Raw genomic sequence first — 23,535 nt, 5'->3', positions numbered from 1 at the left:
GTGGTTACTCCCCATAAATAGGCGATAACGAAGCATAAATGCCAAACATACGCTGCCCTTTGGGTTCTGCCTAGGGGCGATAAACTCTTTGTTGCCTACATGGATGTAGGTAAGGGGCGTGAGCAGGACGCGGAAGCTTTGCTCGGTTTTTACTTATTCTTACAGGGATGTAAGTCATTAGAATAACGCAGGAGCAGTTATCGAGCCCACTAGGTTACAAACCTCGCGCCGCGATTTGATCGCCCCTAGATTGAACAAATCTCAATCCGCAAAGATCAACACGCCCTATACACGTAAATTTAAAACACCTAAACATACTGCTATCCGCTTAAAGCGCTATGGCATCTAGTTTATTTATGCACCCTAAGGAACCCTATGTTTGATTTAATAAGCAAACGCAGCGCTAATTTAAAAAATGATGTATTAGCCGGCTTAACCGCCGTGCTTACGCTCATTCCCGAAGCCGTTGCGTTTACCTTTGTAGCGGGAATTGACCCAATGATGGGGCTTTATGGCTCGTTTTTTGTTGGCTTTATTACCGCCGTGTTTGGCGGCCGCCCAGGTATGATTTCGGGTGCTGCTGGCTCTATGGCTGTAGTCACCACCGCCTTTATTATTATGTTTGGGCTCGAGTACTTGTTGGCCGCCGTGGTATTAACCGGTGTGCTACAAGTAGTGTTTGGCGCTTTTAAAATGGGCAAATTTATTAGGCTGTTACCTCACCCTGTAATGCTTGGCTTTGTAAATGGCTTAGCTATTGTGATTGGTATGGCGCAATTTGGCCAATTTAAAGAAAACGTTCGCGTAGTTTACGATAAGCAACACGATATGTTTACCTACGCAGGCGATTGGATGCAACTAACCAGCCCTGCTATGCTTACCATGATGGGGCTAATTGCGCTAACCATGGCAATTGTGTATTTTTTACCGCGCTATACTAAAGCAATTCCTGCCCCTCTTGCTGCAATAGCAGTGTGTACGGCGCTGGTCACCTTTACTCCACTTGAGTCAAAACTTGTTAGCGATGTTGTGCACACGCAGCGTACTTCAATGATTGAAAAAGAGATCATTACTGAAAACTTTGCAGCTATAAAAAATCAAGTACCTCATGGGCAATACAGCGAAGTGGCGCAAAATATTGCACTTGAGCGCCCAACCGATGTGCAAATTACGGCTAAATGGCAAGCTAACGAAGCGCAAAAAGTAGCTGAGGGCTTAAAAGACACCATCGACCCACTTGATGGCAGTTTAAAAGGTGCATTACCGAGTTTTCACTTTCCGCAAATTAGCTGGGATTTAACTAATAGCGACTCGCTCGATGCACTCATTACCGTGCTCATGCTTGCGCTTATTTTGTCATCTGTGGGGCTAATAGAAACCCTTATGACGCTTTCGCTTATTGATGAAATAACACAAACCCGCGGCCAAGGTAATCGTGAGTCGGTAGCGCAAGGCTCGGGCAATATTTTAAGCGGTTTATTTGGTGGCATGTGTGGCTGCGCCATGATTGGCCAAAGCATGGTCTGTTTAAACTCAGGCGGCCGAGGGCGTGCAGCAGGTATTGCTACCGCTTTATTTATGCTGGTATTTATTTTGTTTTTTCCAAGCTTAATTGAAATGATACCGGTGGCATCTTTAATTGGCGTTATGTTTATGGTGGTTATTGCTACGTTTGAGTGGTCATCTTTGCGCTTATTTGGCCGTGTTCCAAAGTCTGAAATATTTATCATTATTGTGGTATCTACCGTTACCGTATTGCTCGATTTAGCCGTAGCCGTAGGCATAGGTATTGTTATTTCTGCCTTGGTTTATGCATGGAACTCTGCAAAAGAAATCCGTATTAAATGCAGTGATGAATCGCAAAGCGAAAAAACCTACCAAGTAACGGGTAATCTATTTTTTGGCTCAATAACCTCGTTTAAAGAAGGGTTTAATCCACATAACGACCCACAAAATGTGTGTATAGATTTTGCCAATGCCAGAGTGTGCGACCAATCAGGTATTGAAGCCATACATGGTTTAAGTGAGCGTTATAAAGCATTAGATAAAACGTTGTATTTGCGCCATTTGAGCCCAGAGTCTGCCAAGTTATTACAAAAAGCCGGTGATTTAGTTGAGGTTAACATTGTTGAAGACCCTAAATACCCTGTAACCAACGACGCTATGGCGTAACACGTCACTTAGGTAACTCACTAAAAAAGCTCGGAATTTCCCGAGCTTTTTATTTTTAAGTCAATTGTTTAAATTATTTTAAGCTGGTAAGTTAGGCACGTATATGGACACCCCCACATAAAAGGATGTAACTATGCCACTTGTACAACTTATTCTATTTATTGTTTTTGCTGTGTTAACCACACTTGGTTTAAAAAGAATAACCGTAACTTAATGCTATTTGGCTTCATTGCTATATCGTTCACATTTGTAGGGCTCGACTTTTTGATAGGCGTAGATGAAGGGAAGTCAGGCATTAATTAATCAAAAAATTTTAGCTTGAAAATTAAAGGGACTTTAATGCGCTTATACATACTGATTATTTCTTTAGTTATTTTTTTAAGTGGGTGCCAGAGCTATATTGCTTATCAAATAACTAAGCCTCCGCAGAAAGTTCTCCCTAAAGAATTTGAGAGCTCTATCGCTTTATCTGGTGTACAAACCCATTACTGTAGCAGCGAAGTAGATTGTCTTGATTTTAGGTTTATCTCACCTAAGGATATCGAAAGCTACCTACTCGATGGTAATACACTTTCGCTAAGTTTGATTGTTGAAGGAAGCACTGAAGATGAGGTTTTTGAATACCAACTTACTTCAGATAATTTATCAAACAACCAAAATAGCGGGCTTTTAATCATCTTTCCGGGGTATGGCGTAGACAGCTTGATTTACACCATGCAAGCAAGATGGCTTAGCCATGTCACTGGAAAAAATGTGATAGTGATGCCTGCAAGTAATCAATACGAGAAGTTTAGATTTGGCTTAAACTCGCTTGATGTGCTAGTCAATTATGTAAATAAAGAAAACTACACTGATATTTCCTTAATTAGTTACTCAATGGGCGCAATTGCGGGAGTTGAGTTGGCATCTAAGCTGAACATTAGTAAGCATATACTTTATGCCCCAATGATTAATTTTGAGGCCGCACTAACCACAATTGCTAACTTATCACACCCTATTTATAGCAAACTATTAGGCGATGATTATTTAAATGAAGTCGCGGCTAAGATAATTGAAAAAAGTGAAGTACCTCTTACTAAACTCGACATATTAAATAATCTAAATAAGACCCCGCATGCTAGGCAAACTTACATCTTTTCAAGTAATGCAGACAAAGTGAGTCCATATAATAGGTTGCTTACTCTTAACAACTCAAAAGTGAGCATGTATGAGGTAAAAGATTTAAATCACATTGAAATGGTTTCTTTAATTTCCACACAACAAAGGAATGTGCTCCTTTCCTTGCTTGATGGATAACTTCAACAGTCCTAATAATTGAGAAAAATATTGCTCGTTTTTTATCCCTAATACGTTATGGTATTTAAATAATAAATATACATAATAAAGTTAAGGAGCAGCCATGAATACCCCGCAATCAGATCATATCCCGCAAGAAGCCTTTGATTGGTACGACGAATACGCCCACGGTTTAATGGACCGACGTACATTTATGAAAAAACTAGGTGGGTTAGCTGCACTTGGTTTTTCAATGAGCGTACTAACCAGTGCCCTGTTACCTAATTATGCGTTTGCAGAGCAAGTATCATTTAACGATGATGATATTAAAGCCACCTACGAAGAATTTGATTCGCCAAACGGGCATGGTAAAGGCAAAGGCTACTTAGCTGTACCTAGCAAAATTGAAGGTAAACTGCCGGTTGTATTAGTTATTCACGAAAACCGTGGTTTAAACCCATATATTAAAGATGTAGCCAGGCGCTTAGCCAAAAAAGGCTTTATTGCCTTTGCACCCGACGCACTCTTTGCGCTTGGTGGCTACCCGGGCAATGACGATGAAGGCCGCGCCATGCAAAAAACCATGGACAGAGCTAAAATTCAAAACGATTTTGTAGCTGGGGCTCACTTTTTAAAAAATCATTCGAATAGTAACGGCAAACTGGGAGCTGTGGGCTTTTGTTTTGGTGGTTACATTGTTAATTACTTAGCGGCGGTTGAGAGTGACTTATTGAGCGCGGGCGTGCCTTTTTATGGTACTCCTGCCAGTGAGTCACTGCACAAAAATATAAAAGCGCCTTTAATGATTCAATCAGGTGAGCTTGATAAACGCGTTAACGCTACATGGCCTGATTATGAAAAAAGCTTAAAAGCTAACAATGTTGAGTACATTATGCACATGTACGAAGGCGCTAATCATGGTTTTCATAACGACTCTACTGGGCGTTATGATGAGCAAAAAGCAGAACTTGCTTGGCAGCGTACCTTAGCGTTTTTTAATGAAAAACTAAGTTAATAATAAGGTAATGCCACCAGCTTAAAATGGGTGGCATTTTTTAAGTTAATTGAGCTCTGTAATGTGTAAAAGCTCACCAGATGGTCCCCATAAATAAATCACTTTACCCCACGGCTCTTGTTTTATCCCTTCAAAGCGAATATCAAAGTGAGTTAACTTACTAATGGTGTTAAAGGCTTCGTTTATGTTTAATACGCACACTTGCAGCATTAAATTTTCAGCAAATTCTTGGTTGTAGTAACGCTTAATACCAATCGACTTAAATATTTAATCATTCTAGCGTGCTAAATAGAGCGCTAACAGCGTTATAAATTTCTTATGTAGAGCAACTACATGACGATATTTATGCCTTGTTATCACGCTATTTATCTGTCGCTATAAATGCCTAATAACTTAACACGATTGGTATAAAAACAAACTACATTCACCTGATGTTGCTATGCTTAAATCAGCTGATGCAGGCTCAATAGTAAAGCCAAGCGCCTGATAAAAGTCGCACGATTGCTGATAATTTTTACACGGCACAAACACTCTAATAGCATCAACTTGCATAATTATTTACCAGTTAATTTAATACGCTTTTATCAATAATCCCTTTTGCAATAAGGGCTTTTAAAATACCGGCGCTTTTTTCTCTAAAGGCATCGCGAAGTAAGCGCACTGCCGGAGTGATTGACTGCCTACTTGGGCACACCAACCAAAGCTCTGTAGGCGTGGGTTTAAAGTTTGGCATAACACTTATGACATTACCGGCAAGTAATTCATTAGACATATCTAAGCACGATTTAACCGCCAGCCCCTTGCCCGACACACACCAGCGCCTTACTAAATCGCCATCGTTAGCCGCATGGCCACCGTGCAATTTTACTTTAAACTCTTCGCTGGCATCGCTAAATACCCATACATCTTTAATTATATCTTGCAGTTGATAAAACAGCCCTTTATGTTCTGTTAAATCATGTGGATGAGCAGGCGTGCCATGTGTATCAAGGTAGCTTTGTGCTGCGCATAAAATACGCGGTACATCGCAAATTTTAAAACCGTACATGCTGGCATCGTTAGGTTTACCATAACGCAGTGCAATATCGACCGAGTCACGATAAAAGTCGATATTACTGTCGCTAATATTGGCGCGTAAGCTGAGCTGAGTGTGGGTTTGCATGAACTCGTCAAGCCAAGGGATCACAATGTTGCGTCCTAAATCAGAAGAAAGCGCAATACGCAGCTCGCCATCAATTATATCGTCATCGCTTTTAAGTGTATTTTTGGCTTGTTCAAGCATTGCCATTGCTTGTTGGCATTGTGGAATGTAACGCTCGCCGGCTGCAGAAAGCCTTAAATGGCGAGTGGTGCGTATAAATAGTTCAAAACCTAAAGCCTGCTCTACCCTTTTAACAGCAGCACTTGCTGTGGCGGTGCGCATATCTAAATTTGATGCTGCAGCAGTAATACTTTTAAACTCTGCCACTTTTAAAATTACCTGTAAGTCTTCTAAAAGCATTGTGTATTAATCCATTATCAACTTAATAATTTAATTATTATTTTTGGCAAAATTAAGCGCTTTAGGTTTGCTTACAGTGTATTGAGCAATCAAAAAGTGATTTATTGTCTATTTATATTTGACAATGCTTATCTATTGCGCGGTTTATCAATATAAAGGCAAATATTACACTGTACCCATCAGCTAGTCACTAACCACTATTTATTAAATTAGGACAATCTTTAGGGCGTGTATTAGTAAACCCAGCTTTTGGCATTAATAGTATGTTTAAAAAGCAAATTTGTTTAAAGCAAGGACTCGCCCACCCAATTAACTAATATTATTTGATAAAGATTCAATCATTACCCTGTTTATTGCATAGAAATTCTCACCTATTATTCACCTCAACGCAAGCGAAGTCATTCAGGCTATTTAAATCGCTTTACTCTATTTTTTTAGCATAACGGGTATCACAGTATGAAACGATTAAAAACCACTTTAGCAATAGCAACCCTGTCATTAGCCGCAAGTACTTTTTCAAGCGTCTATGCAGCAGAAGTTGGCCCCCTTGAAACGGTGACTACTTTTAATAAATATCGCGGCGCAGGTATAACTATAACACCTGCAGGGCGAATGATTGTAAGCATGCACCCGCTTGATGCACCGAAAACGCGAGTAGTTGAAATTATGGCAAACGGTGCTCAACAACCTTTCCCTAGCGAAGATTGGGCTGATGGCCCCGAGCTTGGCAAAGTAGGCCTTGCAGCCGTAATTGGCGTACATAGCGACAGCAAAGGTGTGGTGTGGATTTTAGACATGGGCAGCGAGCAAGTAGCTCCAAAACTAATTGCCTGGGACAGCGTTGCCAATACCTTAGTTAATACCATTGAATTAAATAAAGACGCTGTACTTGATAACTCGTTTTTACAAGACTTTGTTATTGATGAACGTAACGACAAAATTTACATTGCCGATATGTCTTTTGGTAACTTTATGGGCGCCACTAAACCTGCGTTTATTGTTGTTGATTTAAAAACCGGCGAATCAACGCGTGTACTTGAGGGCAATGCTAAGCTAATGCCAGAGGAGCGCGATATTGTCATCGAAGCCTCTCCTGTTGCATCTAAATCAGCAAAAGGTGAAACAACAAACCTACGTTTTGGTTTAAACCCAATTACTATTGATGATAAAAATGAATGGGTATACTTTGGCGCATTTACAGGCACTAGCGTGTACCGTATTCCAGCAAAAACACTTGCTAATAGTACATATTCAGATGCTAAAAAAGCAAAAAGCATTGAAGTTTTTGGCCCTAAAAACCCAAGCGATGGCATGACCTACGCGCCAGGTGGCGGTATTTTAGTAACCGACCTTGAAAACAATGCCATTGGCTTAACGACTAAAGGCCACTACGAAATAATTGTTCAAGACAAACGATTATCATGGCCTGATAGCCTAGCAGTGAGCAATGGTTGGATTTATGTAACACAAGATCAGCTCCACCAGCACCCTGCATTTAGCCAAGGCTTTGGTAATGCAAAACCACCTTACGTATTAACGCGTTTTCGCTTTAATCAAAAATAATTAATTATTTTTATAAGCCAGCCATACCCGCTGGCTTTTTAGGAGATAAGTTATGCTACTCGACACCCCTATTTGTGACTTTGGCTGGCAAGCGCCCAACTTTACGTTAAAAACCCCGCAAGGCGAGCCTTTTACCTTAGCCGACAACCTAGGCGAAAACGCCTTGTTAATCGTGTTTATTTGTAACCATTGCCCTTATGTGCAACGTATTGCGAGGCGCTTAAGCGAAGATACCGCGTTATTAATAAACGAAGGTATAAATGTGTTAGCTATTATGTCGAACGACTATAAAAGCGTCCCTGCTGACTCCCCAGCTAATATGGAAAAATTTGCTAAGCAGCACGGCTTTTTGTTTCCCTACCTTGTTGATGAAAACCAACGCGTAGGCAAACAGTATGGCGCGGTTTGCACGCCTGATTTTTTTGGTTTCAATAAACATGGGGCACTGCAATACCGTGGCCGCTTAGACGATGCAAAAATGAATAACGATGCACATCGCACTCCTGAGTTAGTTAATGCCATGCGCCAAATTGCGGCCACAGGCAAAGGTCCTGAGCAGCAAACACCCAGCATGGGCTGCTCTATAAAATGGAGTAATTCATTATGAGTACAGTACATTTAAAATTGGGCGTAACCGATTTATCGTTTCATCATGTAATGGCCTCTTTAGTGAGCCATGTTTTAACTGATATGGGCTTTACCGTTGAGCGTATTTATGCGCCGCATCAAGATAACTTTAAAAACCTTAAATCTGGTGAAGTAGATTTACTCGCCTCAGCATGGCTACCTTCAAGCCACGGTATTTATAAAGCCGATGTTGAACAAGTTATGCCACTCGTTGAGCTTGGCTTACATTATGAGCCTTATGCACACTGGGGCGTACCAGATTACGTACCGCAAAGTGCAGTGAACGAAATTAGCGATTTGTTAAAACCAGACGTGCTTACAAAAATGCAAAAAACAATTCAGGGCATTAATGCCGGTGCTGGTATTACCCGTTTTTCTATTAATATGATGAAAGAATATGGGCTGACGAGCGCAGGGTATGAGTTTTTAACCGGCACAGAGCATGACTGTTTTAGCGCGTTTGAAAACGCCGTCGCCACCCAAACCTGGTGCGTAGTGCCGTTATGGAAGCCACAATTTTTGCATTACAAGTACACAATACGTGAGCTTAAAGAACCACAAGGGTTACTAGGCGTTGTTGATAGAGCTGTTTTACTCCTAAGAGAAGATAAACAAGCGCTGTTTAACCAAGCTCAGTTAAACACCCTTGATAAATTACGCTTTTCAAATGAGATCATTGCCGAGCTTGACTATAAAGTATGCAAAAACTTACAACCCCTCGATGACGTAACGCGTAATTGGCTTAATAACAATCCAATTAAATAGTAATTTGTGCTTTGTTTTTTTTAAAAAGGCTCAATATAGACACTACTTGGCTAAAATAGCCACTTAACGGAGATAACCATGACCCATCCAATTATTAATGATTTAGAAAAACGTTATACAACTAAACGCTACACAACCAAGCGTATTCCTCAAGATGATCTAGATGTAATTTACGAAGCTATGCGTCTTTCTCCTTCATCTATTAACTCGCAGCCGTGGAAATTTATTGTTATTGAATCAGACGAAGCTAAAGAGCGTATGCACTCTACGTTTGCTAATAAATTTCAATTTAATCAGCCGCATATTAAAACTGCATCGCACGTTATTTTATTTGCTTACAACCCTAAATATAAACGCGATGACTACGCACAAGTAATTGATGCAGACATTAAAAATGGCCGTACTCAAAGTGAAAACCGCGAACAAGCATTTGGCGCGTTTGCTTTTGTTGACATGAATACCGATGAGCAAGGCAACAATGCAATGTGGACCAAAGCGCAAACTTACATTGCCCTGGGTAACACAATGCACGCCGCTGCACGCTTAGGCGTTGATTCAACACCTATGGAAGGTGTGAATGCACAGCTTATTGGTGAAGTGTTTGAACAAGAGCTCGATGGCTATATTTGTGATGTAGCGTTGGTACTTGGCTACCACGATGACACTGAAGATTATAACGCTAAGTTACCTAAATCTCGCCTAGCAAAAGAGCAAGTTATAAAGGTTTTATAAAAACCTATTAAAAAAGCTTAGCGCTAATGAGTGCTAAGCTTTTATATTCATTTTATTTTTTAGCAATAGCTTGCAGTACCGACGCTAAACCCGTGTGGTATGTGCCTTCAAACACTTCTCGCTTTAGCTCTTCTAAATGTATAAAGCTAAGCTCGGTTAAGTCATCTTGTAAGTCGCTTTTTGAGGTTTTAGTATCGACACTTGGGCCGCCTCCGGTATTATAATTTACTTGCTCAGGCGTATAGGCCTCAAGTAAAAACACCCCACCTGGCTTTAAACCTTTAACAGCGCGCTTATATACCGCTGAACGCAAGGCACTTGGTAAAGGGCAATAAATAGACACTACCGCATCCCATTTTTCTTTTCCAAAATCAAACTGCGCTAAATCGGCGTGTACAAGCTCAATGTTTACGTTGTGCTCTTTGGCAAGCTTTGCCGCTTTTTCAAGCCCTACTTTTGAGCCATCAACCGCGGTAACGCTGTAACCCATTTTTGCTAAAAATACCGCATTTCGCCCCTCACCTTCGGCTAAGCTAATAACATTGCCTTTAGGTAATTGCTTATAGTGCTCAGCTAAAAAATCGTTTGGCTGTTTGCCATAAGCATATTGCTGAGTGTTATACCTTTCATCCCACATAATAGCTCCTGGTATTATTTTGCGTATTCATAGCGTTGAATAAGCCTGCTTAATAATTCCACTAATAATATGTAGTGTAAATAGGTAACTAATTTTTTAATGTTATTAATATACTACGCAGCCATGCTCACGCACACTGCTAAGTGCTGGATTAAAAGGGGGGATTTTCAGAGCTAAATAAAAAAAGCCAGTGACGAGGTCACCGGCCAAAAGAAGGCAATACGAAGGGAGTCGTACTGGCTGTTAAAACTTTTTCAGTATTCGCTATCTTAATAATGGCACATGAGATTCTAATGCCTGATAGTTCATCCATTGGTTTAATTGCTCTGGCCAGGTAATGGTTGGCTCGCAATATAAACCGCGTAATATAGAAAAATAAATAGCGCTATCAAGCAAGCTTAATAACGTTTTACCATTATTAATATTGAGCTGCTTTTCGGTGCCAATTAAAAATTCATTTACTTGTAAAACTATCTCAGGAGTTGATGCTATTAGGTTTACAAAGTTAAGCTCTGTCGATTGCTTGTTATCTTCCCACGCTATTCGGCTAGATTCTGTTTTAAACTCTTTTAAATCCAGTAATGGCCAGCGCGGCAATCCAATTTGCAATAAAGGCGCAAACGAGCCACCTTGCCACTCAATAGCCCCTTGAGTTGGCTTGTTTGATTCGCTAGAACCAGCAAGTTCAATAAGCAGGCTAATAATTTCGTTACTTTCACCCATAACAGTGCCGTCATCTTTTTCAAGAATAGGTACCATTTTTTTACCAATTAGTTTTGTTGGTGTTTCAGTGTCGTCGTAATCAAGTACAACGTCATCAAGCTTAATGCCTAATTTGCCTGCTACATATTTAACACACGCACAAAAAGGACAATGAGAGTAACTGTATAGTTTCATAATTAATTAAAGCCTAAAGCGGGTTAAGTACCTATGCCCGTAAGATACCCAAATAGTCAGCGCAGAAAAACCGCATTTAGGTTGAAACTTTATCTTGTAAAAATTGATAATCACGCTTTAAAAAGTAGATAAAATAAAAAACACGCCATAAAGGCGTGCTCAATTTACACATTATAGTTAGCGCCCTATTACGCCCTCAGCTAAAGGTTTAAATCTAAATATGTAATAGGGTGCTTTATTTTGAGCATTGCCGTTATTAAGTTGTGCCGAAAGCGGCAATTGCGCAGCGCCGGTGTACATGTAACCCTCTGGTCCAATGCTTACACCATCAGGCCAAATCATGTTTTTATTGTACGTGTAATCACGGTACGTACGTGTTTTGGCGTCAATAACGCCCACAGTACGCTCACCCACTATGGTTAAATATAAATTATCATCAGCATCAATACTTAAACCACCGTTTACTGGTTTTTGTGCGTATTGCTCTACTCGTTCGCCTAGTTGTTTATCGGTTAATTGCTCGTTAGCAATATCGGCCATTTTAATACGGTAAACATACTTTTTATTAAGCGGAGCAAAGTAAAGCCATTGCTGCGCGTTATCAAGCACAATGCCATCGGCACCAATAAAGGCATTAAGTTGCTTTTGGTTATCAGTCCCTTCATCAATCATTATTGGCATTGTGTAATCGGGTAATGCACTTTCGTGACCTTGCAATACTCGCCGGCTCTTACCTGTTTTAGTATTAACGATAATAAGGGCGGCTTGCTTGCCATTTCCGCCATCCGCAATACCTTCATCAGCGATCACCAATGTATTGTATTTGCTCGATATAGCTAAATCATTAAGTTGAGATTGAGCAACCGATATAGGGCTAGGTAAGTAAATAATTTTATTAAGCTTATTGTTTAGCGCATCCCATGCTATCAGCTTTGGCGTAATACGCGGCTGCGCCTGGCCTGAGTCGAGTATCCATACATTACCTCTGTCATCAGCCCTTACCCCTAATACCCAATTTAAATAGTTAGCGGGATTTTTTAAGCTGCCATCACTCTTATAAGGGGTTTGCATTTGTGCATTAGGAAATGGCACCACATCACCACTTTTTAAAAGCTCCCCCACTTTTACTTTTGGGTTATAAAAAGGGTGATAACTAAAAATAAAGCGCTTGTTTTGTGTATACGTAATACCGCCCACAGCACCGTCGGTTTGTGCGTAAACCTCAGCGGGTACCGTGTCATTTGCAAAAGCCGAGGCACTTATTAGCAAGGCTATAGCGCTTAGCCCTAATTTAGATTTATTTAAAAACATAATTTACCCTACTTTTGCTTAATGTAATTAGCTGTGCCGTCTATCCAGTCTTGTCGAGCTGGGGCAAAAAAATCAATATCTACCGTATCTTGGGTAAAGTGAAATTCGTGCGGTACATTGGCCGGTATCACCATCATGTCACCCGCTTTCATAAGGTATTGTTTACCGCCAGAAAACACTTTAGCTTCGCCTGACATGATCCACGTTACTTGTTCATTAGGGTGTTTATGAAGCGGTACTTTTCCGCCTTTTTTAGCCACCCATTTTACAAACGTTGATTGCGTACCATGAAAATATTGGCGTGTTAAATATGGGCCCATTTGCTCTTTGGGTTGGCTGTCGAGATTAAGTAAAAAAGGGGCGTTGGTAATGTGCTGATTATAACTATCCATTATGCCCATTTGGGGTGCAGGCGTTATTTGCTGTTCAAGTTTACTTTGCGCTGCCCATACGCCACTGCTTGTTAAAGCACTTGCTAGTAAAAGCGTGTTAATTTTCATAGTTTCACCTAAATAATGAACTGTGTGCGGCTGCACTGACTATTTAGGCAAAGTTTACAGCCTGAGGATTTTTGAAAAAGCCGCCTAGGCAAGAAACATTTTCAAATAAAAACGAGTAATTAATTACTTATTACAAAATATAAACCCAGCAATAAAGCTGGGTTTTACTTAGGTAATGCTTAAAAACGCTTAACTGACCTTTAATTCTTGCATTTGTATGTACTGTACTAAGTCTTCAATCGTTACCACTGTCATGCTGTGTTTATTAGCATAATCACTTACCTGTGGTAAACGCGCCATGGTGCCATCAGGGTTAGTGAGTTCACAAATAACCCCAAACGGTTTTAAACCAGCCAGCTGCATTAAATCAACAGATGCCTCGGTGTGGCCGCGGCGAACTAAAACCCCACCTGTTTGTGCTTTTAAGCCAAATACATGGCCTGGGCGCGATAAATCACTGGGTTTGGCATTATCGGCAGTGGCGGCTTTAATCGTTGTTACTCGATCGGCGGCCGATACGCCGGTTGTAACACCGTGTTTAGCCTCTATTGTGACTGTGTAGGCTGTATTATTTTGGCTGGTGTTGTGAGTTACCATTTGCGGTAGCTCGAGCTGCTTAATACGCTCATCGCCCATACACAGGCACACAATTCCGCTGCCTTCGCGGATCATTTCCGCCATTTGTTGGGTGGTTAAATGCTCGGCAGAGAAAACAAAATCACCTTCGTTTTCGCGGTTCTCGTCATCAACAACAAGTACGCCTTGGCCTTGCTGCAAAGCAGCGATGGCGTTTTCTACGCGGGTGTGGCTTTCGCCAAATTGGCTAAGTAAAGACTGAATCATTATTATATTCCACATAAAAATAAATAGATTCAGGACACTGAAAGGCATGGCAAAACACACAAACTAAATTGCGAACTTTTTGCCACTAAACAGCTTATACCAATCCGCTTAATTAAGTGATTTATTTTGAGGTTGGAAAAACGTGTCGCTCAAAATGATTAAGTATTATTGCGAATTGGTATTAAACACGCAGCCACAGGCCACGTGTTTGCATACGCTACAAGCTATATTCTCTTTCATCCGGACTATAACCGTCGGCTCTGGCATCTCACCAGATCTGCTTGACCTTTATTTAATACATTAAAAAACGATTATTAAATAAAGCGCTCGCGGGCTCGTTTTATTCAAAAACTAATGAGTAAAACATACCGCCGGTGGGGAATTTCACCCCGCCCTGAGAATGTACCGTGAACTTATCTGTTCACGGCCTGCGCATTATACGCGTGTATTTATGTGTTATTCAAAATAAACGTTAAATAAGTTCAGTGTTTAGTGAGGCATTGAGTACTTTACCTTGGTTAATATCGGCCGTGAGTGAGCATTTTGCACCATTAACTAAGTTTAAATTTGGCTGCACATGGCCTATATCAGCATCTATTATTACCGGGAATAAACACCCACCCAATGCCACATCTAGCGCATGGCGGTAATCAAATGCATCGTGATGACTTTGTGTTATTTCGCTGCGCCCTAAAATAAGGCCGTTAATATCATCAAATACACCGGCAAGTTTGAGCGACAATAAAAATCGTGCCACGGTGGTAGGGGTAAGCTCTGAATTTTCTAGGTATAAAATTAGCCCTTCGTTCGCACTGTGTTTTTTAAAGTCATGCAATGCTAAAAATGGCGAATCCAGCAATAATCCTACCGTATCAAGGCAGCCGCCAAATAAGCGCCCAGACATCTCTATTGTGCGCTCATCGGTGTAATTTAGGCACTGCCACTGGGTAGGCTCGCTTGGCGCTAGCAGCTCATCTGGGTTTTGTGCGTAATTGGGTTTATTTTTTTGATAATAAGCAGAGGGTCCTTGCTCAAATTTACTTCCCGACTCGTAGGTAATGGTTTCAAAAATTTGTAGGCTGTAGGGGTTTGTTTCATCAGGGTGGAGCTGCATTAGGTTGGCACTATGAAGTGTTGCCCATTGGCACTTAGCCGTAAGTGCACAGGCAATTGTGCTCACATCAGAAAAACCCACCAGCCATTTAGGTTTGGCCTCTTTTATGGCGTTAAAATCGAGTAGTGGCAAAATTTCCATTGCCAGCTCTCCGCCCATTGGTGGCATAATGGCGGCAACCTCATCGTCTAGCAAAAAGCCCATTAATTGCTTGGCATGCGCTTTTGCATCTAATTCATCGCGGGGTTTATTTTGGCGTAAAAACTCCCCTTCTACTACCTCGTAACCACGGTGTTTTAAACCGTCTATCACTCTATCTAATCGTGCATGGTATTTTTCTTTTAAGCCCGACGAAAGCGAGCAAATAGCAACTTTAGAGCCTACTTTTAAAGGCGCTGGATAAAGTATATTAGCCATGAATGTTCCTTTTAATAAAGTGATTCCACTGTGTAAAAGCCGTTATGCATTTACACATTACCTATATGAATGTACCTATATCAACACGCACACTCTTTATGCAATATGAATAAGCGTAGAGTGTGTTTAGCATTTATGCAGTCACCATTTTATTTATAAATTTTTTAACGGGTAATGACACGCGCTTTTTTAGCAATCCAATTATGCCAATCCGTTTAACTCAGCTGTCTATTTTGAGGGGGGGGGGTGTTATATATGGGGTTTATGAGGATAAGTTGGCATTAGCTAGTTTTTAGGCATAAAAAAACCGATGCAATTGCATCGGTTTTTGCTTGTACATTACTGTGAGCTAAATATTAAAGATACTCAACGTCAATGATTTCGTACTCAACGTCGCCTTTAGGCGTTTTAATGGTCACAGCATCATCTGTTTGTTTACCAATTAAACCGCGCGCAATCGGTGAGTTAACAGAAATTAAGTTATTTTTAATATCTGCTTCGTCATCACCCACAATACGGTAGGTTACTTCGGCATCTGTTTCTACATTTACAATAGTGACAGTAGTACCAAAAATAACTTTACCTGTATTAGGCATTTTAGTTACGTCAATAATTTGCACATTTGAAAGCTTAGCTTCAATTTCTTGAATACGGCCTTCGCAAAAACCCTGTTGTTCACGCGCTGCGTGGTATTCAGCGTTTTCTTTTAAGTCACCATGTTCACGTGCAATCGCAATATCATTTACGATTTTAGGACGGGTAACTGTTTTTAATTCGTTAAGCTCTTCGCGCAGTAACTCTGCGCCACGAACTGTCATCGGAATTGATTGCATACTTTTCTCACTTAACACCAAGGCCTAGTGGCCTTGGTACATTTCCTTAGTTCAATCGCTGGTGTAGCTCTTGAACTGACGTCACTTTACTACGGTCGTCCGCTTGGTTAGCAGTACAGTTAGCAAATGCCGCGTTCAAGGTTGTCGTGTAGTTGGTTTTGTTTTGCAATGCACCACGACGCAACACCTTCGAATCTTCGATCGCTTGGCGACCTTCGGTGGTATTTACGATATAGCTGTACTCTTTATTCTTGATGTTATCAAGAATATGCGGGCGGCCTTCATATACTTTGTTTACACGGCGTACTTCAATACCGGCCTCTTTTAAAGCCTCTGCTGTGCCACCTGTTGCATCAATTTCAAAACCAAGGTCTGTCATGGTTTTAGCAAGTTCTACAACACGAGACTTATCGCTGTTACGTACAGATAGTAACGCGCGACCACCGCGTGGTAAAGTGTTGCTTGCACCTAATTGTGCTTTTGCGAACGCTTCGGCGAAAGTATCGCCAACACCCATCACTTCACCTGTAGAACGCATCTCTGGGCCACGGATAGGATCCACACCTTGGAACTTAGCAAACGGTAAAACAACTTCTTTAACGCTGTAATACGGTGGAATTACTTCTTTAGTAATGCCTTGGCTTGCTAAAGACTGACCCGCCATACAACGCGCGGCTACTTTTGCAAGTGCAATACCGGTCGCTTTAGATACAAACGGTACAGTACGCGCCGCACGTGGATTCACCTCAATTAAGTACACTTTGCCATCTTTTACAGCAAATTGTGTATTCATTAAGCCCACTACGCCAAGCTCAAGTGCCATATCGGTTACTTGTTTGCGCATAACATCTTGCACTTCTTGTGATAAAGAGTGTGCAGGTAATGAACATGCTGAGTCACCCGAGTGAACACCCGCTTGCTCAATGTGCTCCATTATGCCGCCAATAATTACTTGCTCGCCGTCACAAATTGCATCAACGTCCACTTCGATTGCATTATCTAAGAAGTGATCAAGTAGTACTGGCGCTTCATTTGAAGCTTGTACCGCTTCAGTCATGTAACGACGTAAGTCTTGCTCATCGTAAACAATTTCCATTGCACGGCCACCCAGTACGTACGATGGACGCACAACCAGTGGGAAGCCAATTTCACCTGATTTAAGTAATGCTTCTTCAGTTGATGTAACTGTTGCGTTTTCTGGTTGTAGTAAATCAAGACGCTCTACTAACTGTTGGAAACGCTCACGGTCTTCTGCGCGGTCAATCGCATCTGGTGAAGTACCAATTACTGGCACACCATTCGCTTCAAGTTCACGTGCTAGTTTAAGTGGTGTTTGGCCACCGTACTGTACAATCACACCTTTTGGTTTTTCAACACGTACAATTTCTAATACGTCTTCAAGTGTAATTGGTTCAAAGAATAGACGGTCAGAGGTATCGTAATCGGTAGAAACCGTTTCAGGGTTACAGTTAACCATGATGGTCTCATAGCCGTCTTCACGTAGCGCAAGGGCTGCGTGAACACAACAGTAGTCAAACTCAATGCCTTGGCCGATACGGTTAGGACCGCCGCCAATAACCATGATTTTGTCTTTGTCTGACGGGTTTGCTTCACACTCTTCATCATACGTTGAGTACATGTAAGCTGTGTCTGAGCTAAATTCGGCAGCACAGGTATCAACACGCTTGTACACAGGGACGATGTTTAACTGATGACGCTTTTTGCGAATTTCGGCTTCAGATACACCAGCTATTTCAGCAATACGTGGGTCGGCGAAGCCTTTACGCTTAAGTTTACGTAAAAACTCGGCATTTAAGCCGGCCATGCCACCTTCAGCAATTTTAGCTTCGTCTTTTAAAATGTCTTCTATTTGTACTAAGTACCAAGGGTCAACTTTGGTAAGTTCAAATACCTCTTCTACGCTCATACCGTGGCGCATTGCATCGGCAATGTACCAAATACGCTCAGCGCCTGGCTCGCGTAGTTCACGAATGATTTTTTCGCGCGCTTTCGGGTCATCAAGTGCCACAATTGGGTTAAAGCCCGTTGCGCCAACTTCAAGACCGCGTAATGCTTTGTGTAACGATTCTTGCTGGTTACGACCAATCGCCATTACTTCGCCCACTGATTTCATTTGCGTTGTTAAGCGGTCGTTCGCGCCGGCAAATTTTTCAAAGTTAAAGCGAGGGATTTTTGTTACTACGTAGTCGATTGATGGCTCAAATGACGCCGGTGTTTTGCCACCTGTAATGTCGTTTTGAAGTTCATCTAACGTGTAACCTATTGCTAACTTAGCGGCAATTTTAGCAATTGGGAAACCCGTTGCTTTAGATGCCAGTGCTGATGAGCGAGATACACGTGGGTTCATCTCAATGATAACCATACGGCCATCATCAGGGTTTACACCAAACTGTACGTTTGAACCACCGGTTTCAACACCAATTTCACGCAGTACCGCCATAGAGGCATTACGCATTAATTGGTATTCTTTGTCGGTTAGGGTTTGTGCTGGTGCAACGGTGATGGAATCACCAGTGTGTACACCCATTGGGTCAAAGTTTTCGATAGAACATACAATGATACAGTTGTCTTTTTTGTCACGAACAACTTCCATTTCATATTCTTTCCAGCCAATCAGTGATTCATCAATCAGCAACTCACTTGTTGGTGATAAATCTAGGCCGCGCTCACAAATTTCGTTAAATTCTTCCATGTTGTAAGCCACACCGCCACCGGTGCCACCCATAGTGAAAGAAGGACGAATAATACACGGAAAACCAATACGTGTTAGCGTATCGTGTGCTTCATCCATAGAGTGAGCAATTTCAGCACGTGGACATTCAAGGCCAATGTTTTTCATGGCTACGTCAAAGCGTTCACGGTTCTCTGCTTTGTCGATTGCATCGGCGGTTGCGCCAATTAACTCAACGCCGTGTTTAGCCAGTACGCCGTGCTTATCTAAATCAAGTGCACAGTTTAATGCCGTTTGACCACCCATTGTTGGTAGTACTGCATCTGGCTTTTCTTTTTCAATAATTTTTTCTACCACTTCCCAATGAATAGGTTCGATGTACGTTGCATCGGCCATTTCCGGGTCAGTCATGATAGTCGCTGGGTTTGAGTTAACTAATATAACTCTAAAGCCTTCTTCTCTAAGTGCTTTACACGCTTGAGCACCAGAGTAATCAAATTCACAAGCTTGACCAATTACAATTGGGCCTGCGCCTAAGATAAGAATGCTTTTTAAATCGGTACGTTTTGGCATTATTACTCCAGTTAAATTAGTTATTACGCGCTTGCATCAGGTCGATGAAGTGGTCAAATAATGGGGCTGCATCGTGCGGGCCTGGGCTTGCTTCTGGGTGACCTTGGAAGCTAAACGCTGGCTTATCAGTACGATGAATACCTTGTAGTGTTCCATCAAATAACGATTTGTGCGTGGCACGTAAGTTACTTGGTAGTGTGTCTTCATCGGCAGCAAAACCGTGGTTTTGTGCGGTGATCATTACTACATCGCGGTCTAAGTCTTTTACTGGGTGGTTACCACCGTGGTGGCCAAATTTCATTTTTACTGTTTTAGCACCTGAGGCCAGTGCTAATAATTGATGCCCTAAACAAATACCAAAAATTGGTGTGTCGGTTTCTAAAAAGGTTTTAATTGCATCAATAGCGTAAGTACATGGCTCTGGATCGCCAGGACCATTAGATAAGAAGATACCATCTGGGTTTAAAGCAAGTACATCGGCGGCTGAGGTTTGCGCTGGTACAACGGTTAATTTACAACCGCGATCAACTAGCATACGTAAAATATTACGTTTAACACCGAAGTCGTAGGCTACTACATGAAACTTTTCATCATCGCTGCTAAGTGTTTTAAATCCTTGGCCTAATGTCCAGCTTGATTCGCGCCACTCAAAATTTTCCTTGGTTGAGACAACTTTTGCTAAATCCATACCTTTTAAACCTGGGAAGGTTTGCGCGGCTTGTAACGCTTTGTTTTCGTCTAACTCGTCACCGGCAATAATACAGCCGTTTTGTGCGCCTTTATCGCGCAAAATACGGGTAAGCTTTCTGGTGTCGATGTCCGCAATACCCAAAATATTACGTTGTTTTAAGTAATCATCTAACGATTGCTCGTTACGAAAGTTACTTGCTAGCAGTGGCAAATCACGGATCACTAGGCCTTTAGCCCAAATTTGATTCGCTTCTTCGTCTTCGCTGTTGGTACCCGTATTGCCGATATGTGGGTACGTCAAAGTTACGATTTGTTCCGCGTATGATGGATCAGTCAAAATTTCTTGATAACCAGTCATAGACGTATTGAATACTACTTCACCGACTGACATGCCGTCAGCGCCGATTGCAGTACCGCGAAACACTGTGCCGTCTTCTAGGACTAACAGAGCGGATTTAGTCAAGTTAAACCTCCTAACAGTAAAAAACGGGAGTAAGCAAATGCTTAACACCCCGCCAATACCCAGAGGGATCGTCAAAACCAGATTTTTTTGTGAGCTTAAATTGTTTTACGCAGTCTTAAATGATGCCGATATAAAACGCTAAACCTTCAATCATTTTTCTTGCCTAAAACTCTTTTCATTCCCACTGAAACCCCTGGTTTTACTAGCCACTTGGGTATAATTGGAAACACGCATTTAGTAATTTTTGGCAAATTGGCTGCATTCTACATGAAGATGCTATTTAGGTCTAACGTTATTTAGATAAATACTACAAACAAGTCGCTTTAGGCAAAAATAGACCCAAACAGCTAAAAAAGTAACTAAACTACTTGAGATCTAGCACATCTTGCATATCATAAAGTCCTGCTGGTTTATTTTGTAACCACTGCGCAGCCCTTATAGCTCCTAATGCAAAGGTCATTCGCGAACTTGCTTTGTGGGTTAATTCAAGCCTTTCGCCCATAGTTGCGAAATAGGCGGTGTGTTCACCTACTATGTCCCCGCCTCTTAGTACTGAATAGCCAATTTCATTTTGCGATTTTGCGGTTTCTACTTGGCTGCGGTCGTATACCGCTACTTCATCGTGATCCCACCCTTTAGCCTGTGCAATAGATTCACCAATGGCTAATGCTGTGCCCGATGGCGCATCTATTTTATGACGATGATGCGCTTCAAAAACTTCTATATCTAGGTCGTCACCAAATTTAGTGGCCGCTGTTTGCACTAGGTTAAGTAGCACATTAACGCCAACGCTGTAGTTACGCGCAAACACAATAGGAATATGTTTAGCAGCATTTTCTAATAATGCCATGTCTTCGCTAGTTAAACCTGTGGTGCCTATAACCATAGGCAGTTTTTTATCGAGCGCTGTTTTTAAGTGATTGCGCATACCTGCTGGTAACGTAAAGTCGATAAGTACATCAACATCAGCAACCTTGCTCTCGTCGCTAAAGCTAATGGCTTTGTCGGCTGCACTGTTTACTTGATTTACATTAATACCCAATAACGATGAGCTGCTGCGAACATACGCACCACCAAGTTGTGTTTGCTCTTTAATTGTCGCGGCTTCTAATAGGGCTAAGCCCATTCTGCCGTTAGCACCAAAAACACCTATTCGATTCATTGTTATTGCCTTAATCTGATTTAGTTGGATCTGTTGTTGCGTACCCTGACTAATTTGGCGCCCTAAACTTGCTTTGAGCAATTATTAGCCGCATATAATCGCACACCGGTAGATATTATCTAAAAGTCGTGCAATAGTCAGGTAAGCCCTTAATTAAATAATAATAACAATACCAGTTTACTTTAGCCATCTATACATTTAAACTTCTCTTTCGCGTCGATTTGGTCTTTGGCTTGCGGGCGCTGTGGTCATCTACTTTTCAATTAAAGAGTGATCTACTAAATTCAGCTAAAAGAGGAGTTTTGGCTGTGGTTATATTAACTGGTTATGAGGAATACAATGCAGCCAACATTTAATAAAAACAAAGCAATTCTATCTTTGCTTCCCCTTCTTACCTTTGTAGCCCTTTTTTTAGGCTCAGGTTTATATTTACAATCGCAAGGGGTTGATTACGCTTTTTACCAGCTCCCAGCGCCGGTTGCTATACTACCCGCTATTATGCTTGCCTTTATTTTAAACAAAGGCACTGTAAACCAATGTGTTGAAACCTTTATCAAAGGCGCAGGACACAACAACATTATTACCATGTGTTTAATTTATTTACTTGCTGGTGCATTTTCGGCAGTAGCAAGTGCCACCGGTGGTGTGGATGCGGTTGTAAACGCTGGCTTGTCACTTATTCCCCCGTCGCTGTTATTACCTGGGCTATTTTTAATTGCTGCGGTTGTCTCTACTGCAATGGGTACATCAATGGGTACCATTGGTGCTATAGGGCCAATTGCTTATGCGGTATCCGTTAAAACAGGCATCGACCCTGCCCTAATGGCCGGTACTATAGTATCGGGCGCAATGTTTGGTGATAACCTTTCTATTATTTCAGACACAACCATTGCTGCAACGCGTACGCAAGGCTGTGAAATGAAAGACAAGTTTAAAGAAAACTTAAAAATAGCGGTTCCTGCTGCCGTATTAACCATTGCTTTGCTGCTTTATTTAACACCTGCTCCACAAGCAGTAGAAACTAAAGATTTTGATTTATTATTAGTGCTGCCTTATGCCTTTATTTTAGTATTGGCTGTTGCCGGTATGAACGTGTTTGTGGTGCTATTTAGCGGTATTGTATTTGCTGCGCTAATGGGCTTTACCGGCAGTTACGAAGGCGCAAGCTTTGTAAAGGATATTTACAAAGGCTTTACCGATATGCAGGAAATATTTTTACTTTCTATGTTTATTGGTGGCTTATCTGAATTTATTCGTATTAACGGCGGCCTTGATTTTCTGGCACAAAAAATTCAAGCCATTACAAAAGTGATTGCCAAGTGGCACCGCAAAGTAGCTGATCAGCTTGGTATAGCTGCATTGGTATTAACCAGCAACGTGTGTATAGCCAATAACACGGTATCCATTATTGTTGCAGGTCCTATTGCTAAAAAACTTGCTGATGATGGCGAAATAAGTGGTAAACGCTCTGCAAGTTTACTTGATATTTTTGCTTGTGTTACGCAAGGCTCACTGCCCTATGGTGCTCAAGCATTACTGTTAGGTGCTACGTTTAAAATTAGCCCGTGGGAAGTATCAACGTCATCTTACTATTGCTTTATTTTAGCTTTTACTGCCATTGCCGTTATTTGTTTGCGCCGCAATAAAGCCTAAATTTTGTGCAAAACCTTATGTTGCAGCTTAATAAATAAGCTGCAACATATGTTAAAATAATAATCTACAAATCAATACCTTGTGCTATAATGCGCGCTTT

21 protein-coding genes and 1 riboswitch are annotated in these 23,535 nt (G+C 41.4%); of the genes, 8 read left to right on the top strand and 13 right to left on the bottom strand.

Annotation, left to right across the window (positions count from 1 at the left end):
- Positions 1-375: 375 nt before the first annotated feature.
- From SJY38_RS05230 to SJY38_RS05220, 3 genes are all read left to right on the top strand, one after another.
- Positions 376-2,172 carry a SulP family inorganic anion transporter gene (locus tag SJY38_RS05230; RefSeq protein WP_377109369.1) on the top strand — a complete coding sequence of 599 codons (1,797 nt, stop codon included), beginning with the start codon at positions 376-378 and terminating at the stop codon, positions 2,170-2,172.
- Between the two features lie 339 nt (positions 2,173-2,511).
- Positions 2,512-3,468 carry an alpha/beta hydrolase gene (locus tag SJY38_RS05225; protein ID WP_121637627.1) on the top strand — a complete coding sequence of 319 codons (957 nt, stop codon included), beginning with the start codon at positions 2,512-2,514 and terminating at the stop codon, positions 3,466-3,468.
- 103 nt (positions 3,469-3,571) lie between these two features.
- The gene (locus SJY38_RS05220) at positions 3,572-4,462 is read left to right on the top strand and encodes a dienelactone hydrolase family protein (protein ID WP_377109368.1); all 891 of its coding nucleotides are present in this window, start codon (positions 3,572-3,574) and stop codon (positions 4,460-4,462) included.
- A gap of 45 nt (positions 4,463-4,507) precedes the next feature.
- On the opposite strand, the gene SJY38_RS05215 is transcribed toward SJY38_RS05220, so the two are convergent.
- The 3 genes from SJY38_RS05215 to SJY38_RS05205 form a co-directional block, all read right to left on the bottom strand.
- Complete coding sequence (locus SJY38_RS05215) at positions 4,508-4,672, bottom strand: hypothetical protein (protein WP_232510967.1); 165 nt, start codon at positions 4,670-4,672, stop codon at positions 4,508-4,510.
- Between the two features lie 183 nt (positions 4,673-4,855).
- Complete coding sequence (locus SJY38_RS05210) at positions 4,856-5,014, bottom strand: hypothetical protein (RefSeq protein WP_348689288.1); 159 nt, start codon at positions 5,012-5,014, stop codon at positions 4,856-4,858.
- Between the two features lie 13 nt (positions 5,015-5,027).
- Complete coding sequence (locus tag SJY38_RS05205) at positions 5,028-5,963, bottom strand: LysR family transcriptional regulator (protein WP_377109367.1); 936 nt, start codon at positions 5,961-5,963, stop codon at positions 5,028-5,030.
- A gap of 456 nt (positions 5,964-6,419) precedes the next feature.
- Between SJY38_RS05205 and SJY38_RS05200 the strand changes: the two genes are divergently transcribed.
- The 4 genes from SJY38_RS05200 (at position 6,420) to SJY38_RS05185 (ending at position 9,650) form a co-directional block, all read left to right on the top strand.
- Entirely contained in the window at positions 6,420-7,526 is a 1,107-nt protein-coding gene (locus tag SJY38_RS05200; protein ID WP_377109366.1) for an L-dopachrome tautomerase-related protein, read from the top strand.
- Between the two features lie 52 nt (positions 7,527-7,578).
- On the top strand, positions 7,579-8,133 hold the full coding sequence (locus SJY38_RS05195) for a thioredoxin family protein (protein ID WP_126007473.1): 555 nt from the start codon (positions 7,579-7,581) through the stop codon (positions 8,131-8,133).
- On the top strand, positions 8,130-8,918 hold the full coding sequence (locus SJY38_RS05190) for a glycine betaine ABC transporter substrate-binding protein (protein ID WP_377109365.1): 789 nt from the start codon (positions 8,130-8,132) through the stop codon (positions 8,916-8,918). The genes SJY38_RS05195 and SJY38_RS05190 overlap by 4 nt, the downstream gene beginning before the upstream one ends.
- Positions 8,919-8,996: 78 nt before the next feature.
- Positions 8,997-9,650, top strand: a complete 654-nt coding sequence (locus SJY38_RS05185) for a nitroreductase family protein (protein WP_377109364.1) — start codon at positions 8,997-8,999, stop codon at positions 9,648-9,650.
- A 52-nt stretch (positions 9,651-9,702) separates the two neighbouring features.
- Here the strand turns inward: SJY38_RS05185 and SJY38_RS05180 are convergent, their stop codons facing one another.
- From SJY38_RS05180 to dapB, 10 genes are all read right to left on the bottom strand, one after another.
- Positions 9,703-10,287: a class I SAM-dependent methyltransferase gene (locus SJY38_RS05180; RefSeq protein WP_377109363.1), complete on the bottom strand. Its 585-nt coding sequence runs from the start codon at positions 10,285-10,287 to the stop codon at positions 9,703-9,705.
- A gap of 264 nt (positions 10,288-10,551) precedes the next feature.
- Positions 10,552-11,184 (bottom strand): glutaredoxin 2, encoded by a 633-nt coding sequence (grxB, locus tag SJY38_RS05175; protein ID WP_377109362.1) that lies wholly within the window; start codon positions 11,182-11,184, stop codon positions 10,552-10,554.
- A gap of 177 nt (positions 11,185-11,361) precedes the next feature.
- Positions 11,362-12,495 carry an L-dopachrome tautomerase-related protein gene (locus SJY38_RS05170; protein WP_377109361.1) on the bottom strand — a complete coding sequence of 378 codons (1,134 nt, stop codon included), beginning with the start codon at positions 12,493-12,495 and terminating at the stop codon, positions 11,362-11,364.
- An 8-nt stretch (positions 12,496-12,503) separates the two neighbouring features.
- Positions 12,504-12,995 (bottom strand): cupin domain-containing protein, encoded by a 492-nt coding sequence (locus SJY38_RS05165; protein WP_248461671.1) that lies wholly within the window; start codon positions 12,993-12,995, stop codon positions 12,504-12,506.
- Between the two features lie 189 nt (positions 12,996-13,184).
- Positions 13,185-13,838: a 3,4-dihydroxy-2-butanone-4-phosphate synthase gene (ribB, locus tag SJY38_RS05160; protein WP_004588090.1), complete on the bottom strand. Its 654-nt coding sequence runs from the start codon at positions 13,836-13,838 to the stop codon at positions 13,185-13,187.
- Positions 13,839-14,062: 224 nt separating this feature from the next.
- A riboswitch (FMN riboswitch) is annotated at positions 14,063-14,244 on the bottom strand.
- A gap of 66 nt (positions 14,245-14,310) precedes the next feature.
- On the bottom strand, positions 14,311-15,369 hold the full coding sequence (locus SJY38_RS05155) for a S66 peptidase family protein (protein WP_377109360.1): 1,059 nt from the start codon (positions 15,367-15,369) through the stop codon (positions 14,311-14,313).
- 356 nt (positions 15,370-15,725) lie between these two features.
- Entirely contained in the window at positions 15,726-16,202 is a 477-nt protein-coding gene (gene greA / locus SJY38_RS05150; protein ID WP_004588092.1) for a transcription elongation factor GreA, read from the bottom strand.
- A gap of 46 nt (positions 16,203-16,248) precedes the next feature.
- A complete protein-coding gene (carB, locus tag SJY38_RS05145; RefSeq protein WP_024033384.1) occupies positions 16,249-19,467 on the bottom strand; it encodes a carbamoyl-phosphate synthase large subunit in 3,219 nt (1,072 codons plus the stop codon).
- Positions 19,468-19,483: 16 nt separating this feature from the next.
- The gene (gene carA, locus SJY38_RS05140; RefSeq protein WP_004588094.1) at positions 19,484-20,620 is read right to left on the bottom strand and encodes a glutamine-hydrolyzing carbamoyl-phosphate synthase small subunit; all 1,137 of its coding nucleotides are present in this window, start codon (positions 20,618-20,620) and stop codon (positions 19,484-19,486) included.
- A gap of 364 nt (positions 20,621-20,984) precedes the next feature.
- The gene (gene dapB / locus SJY38_RS05135; protein ID WP_138685009.1) at positions 20,985-21,782 is read right to left on the bottom strand and encodes a 4-hydroxy-tetrahydrodipicolinate reductase; all 798 of its coding nucleotides are present in this window, start codon (positions 21,780-21,782) and stop codon (positions 20,985-20,987) included.
- A 339-nt stretch (positions 21,783-22,121) separates the two neighbouring features.
- Between dapB and SJY38_RS05130 the strand changes: the two genes are divergently transcribed.
- Entirely contained in the window at positions 22,122-23,435 is a 1,314-nt protein-coding gene (locus SJY38_RS05130; protein ID WP_004588096.1) for a Na+/H+ antiporter NhaC family protein, read from the top strand.
- The last annotated feature ends 100 nt before the right edge of the window (positions 23,436-23,535 follow it).

This window comes from Pseudoalteromonas sp. R86517, assembly GCF_042466295.1.
Taxonomy (GTDB): Bacteria; Pseudomonadota; Gammaproteobacteria; order Enterobacterales; family Alteromonadaceae; genus Pseudoalteromonas; species Pseudoalteromonas atlantica.
The sequence above is the reverse complement of the archived record's forward strand: the minus strand, read 5'-3'. Positions and strand labels throughout refer to the sequence as shown.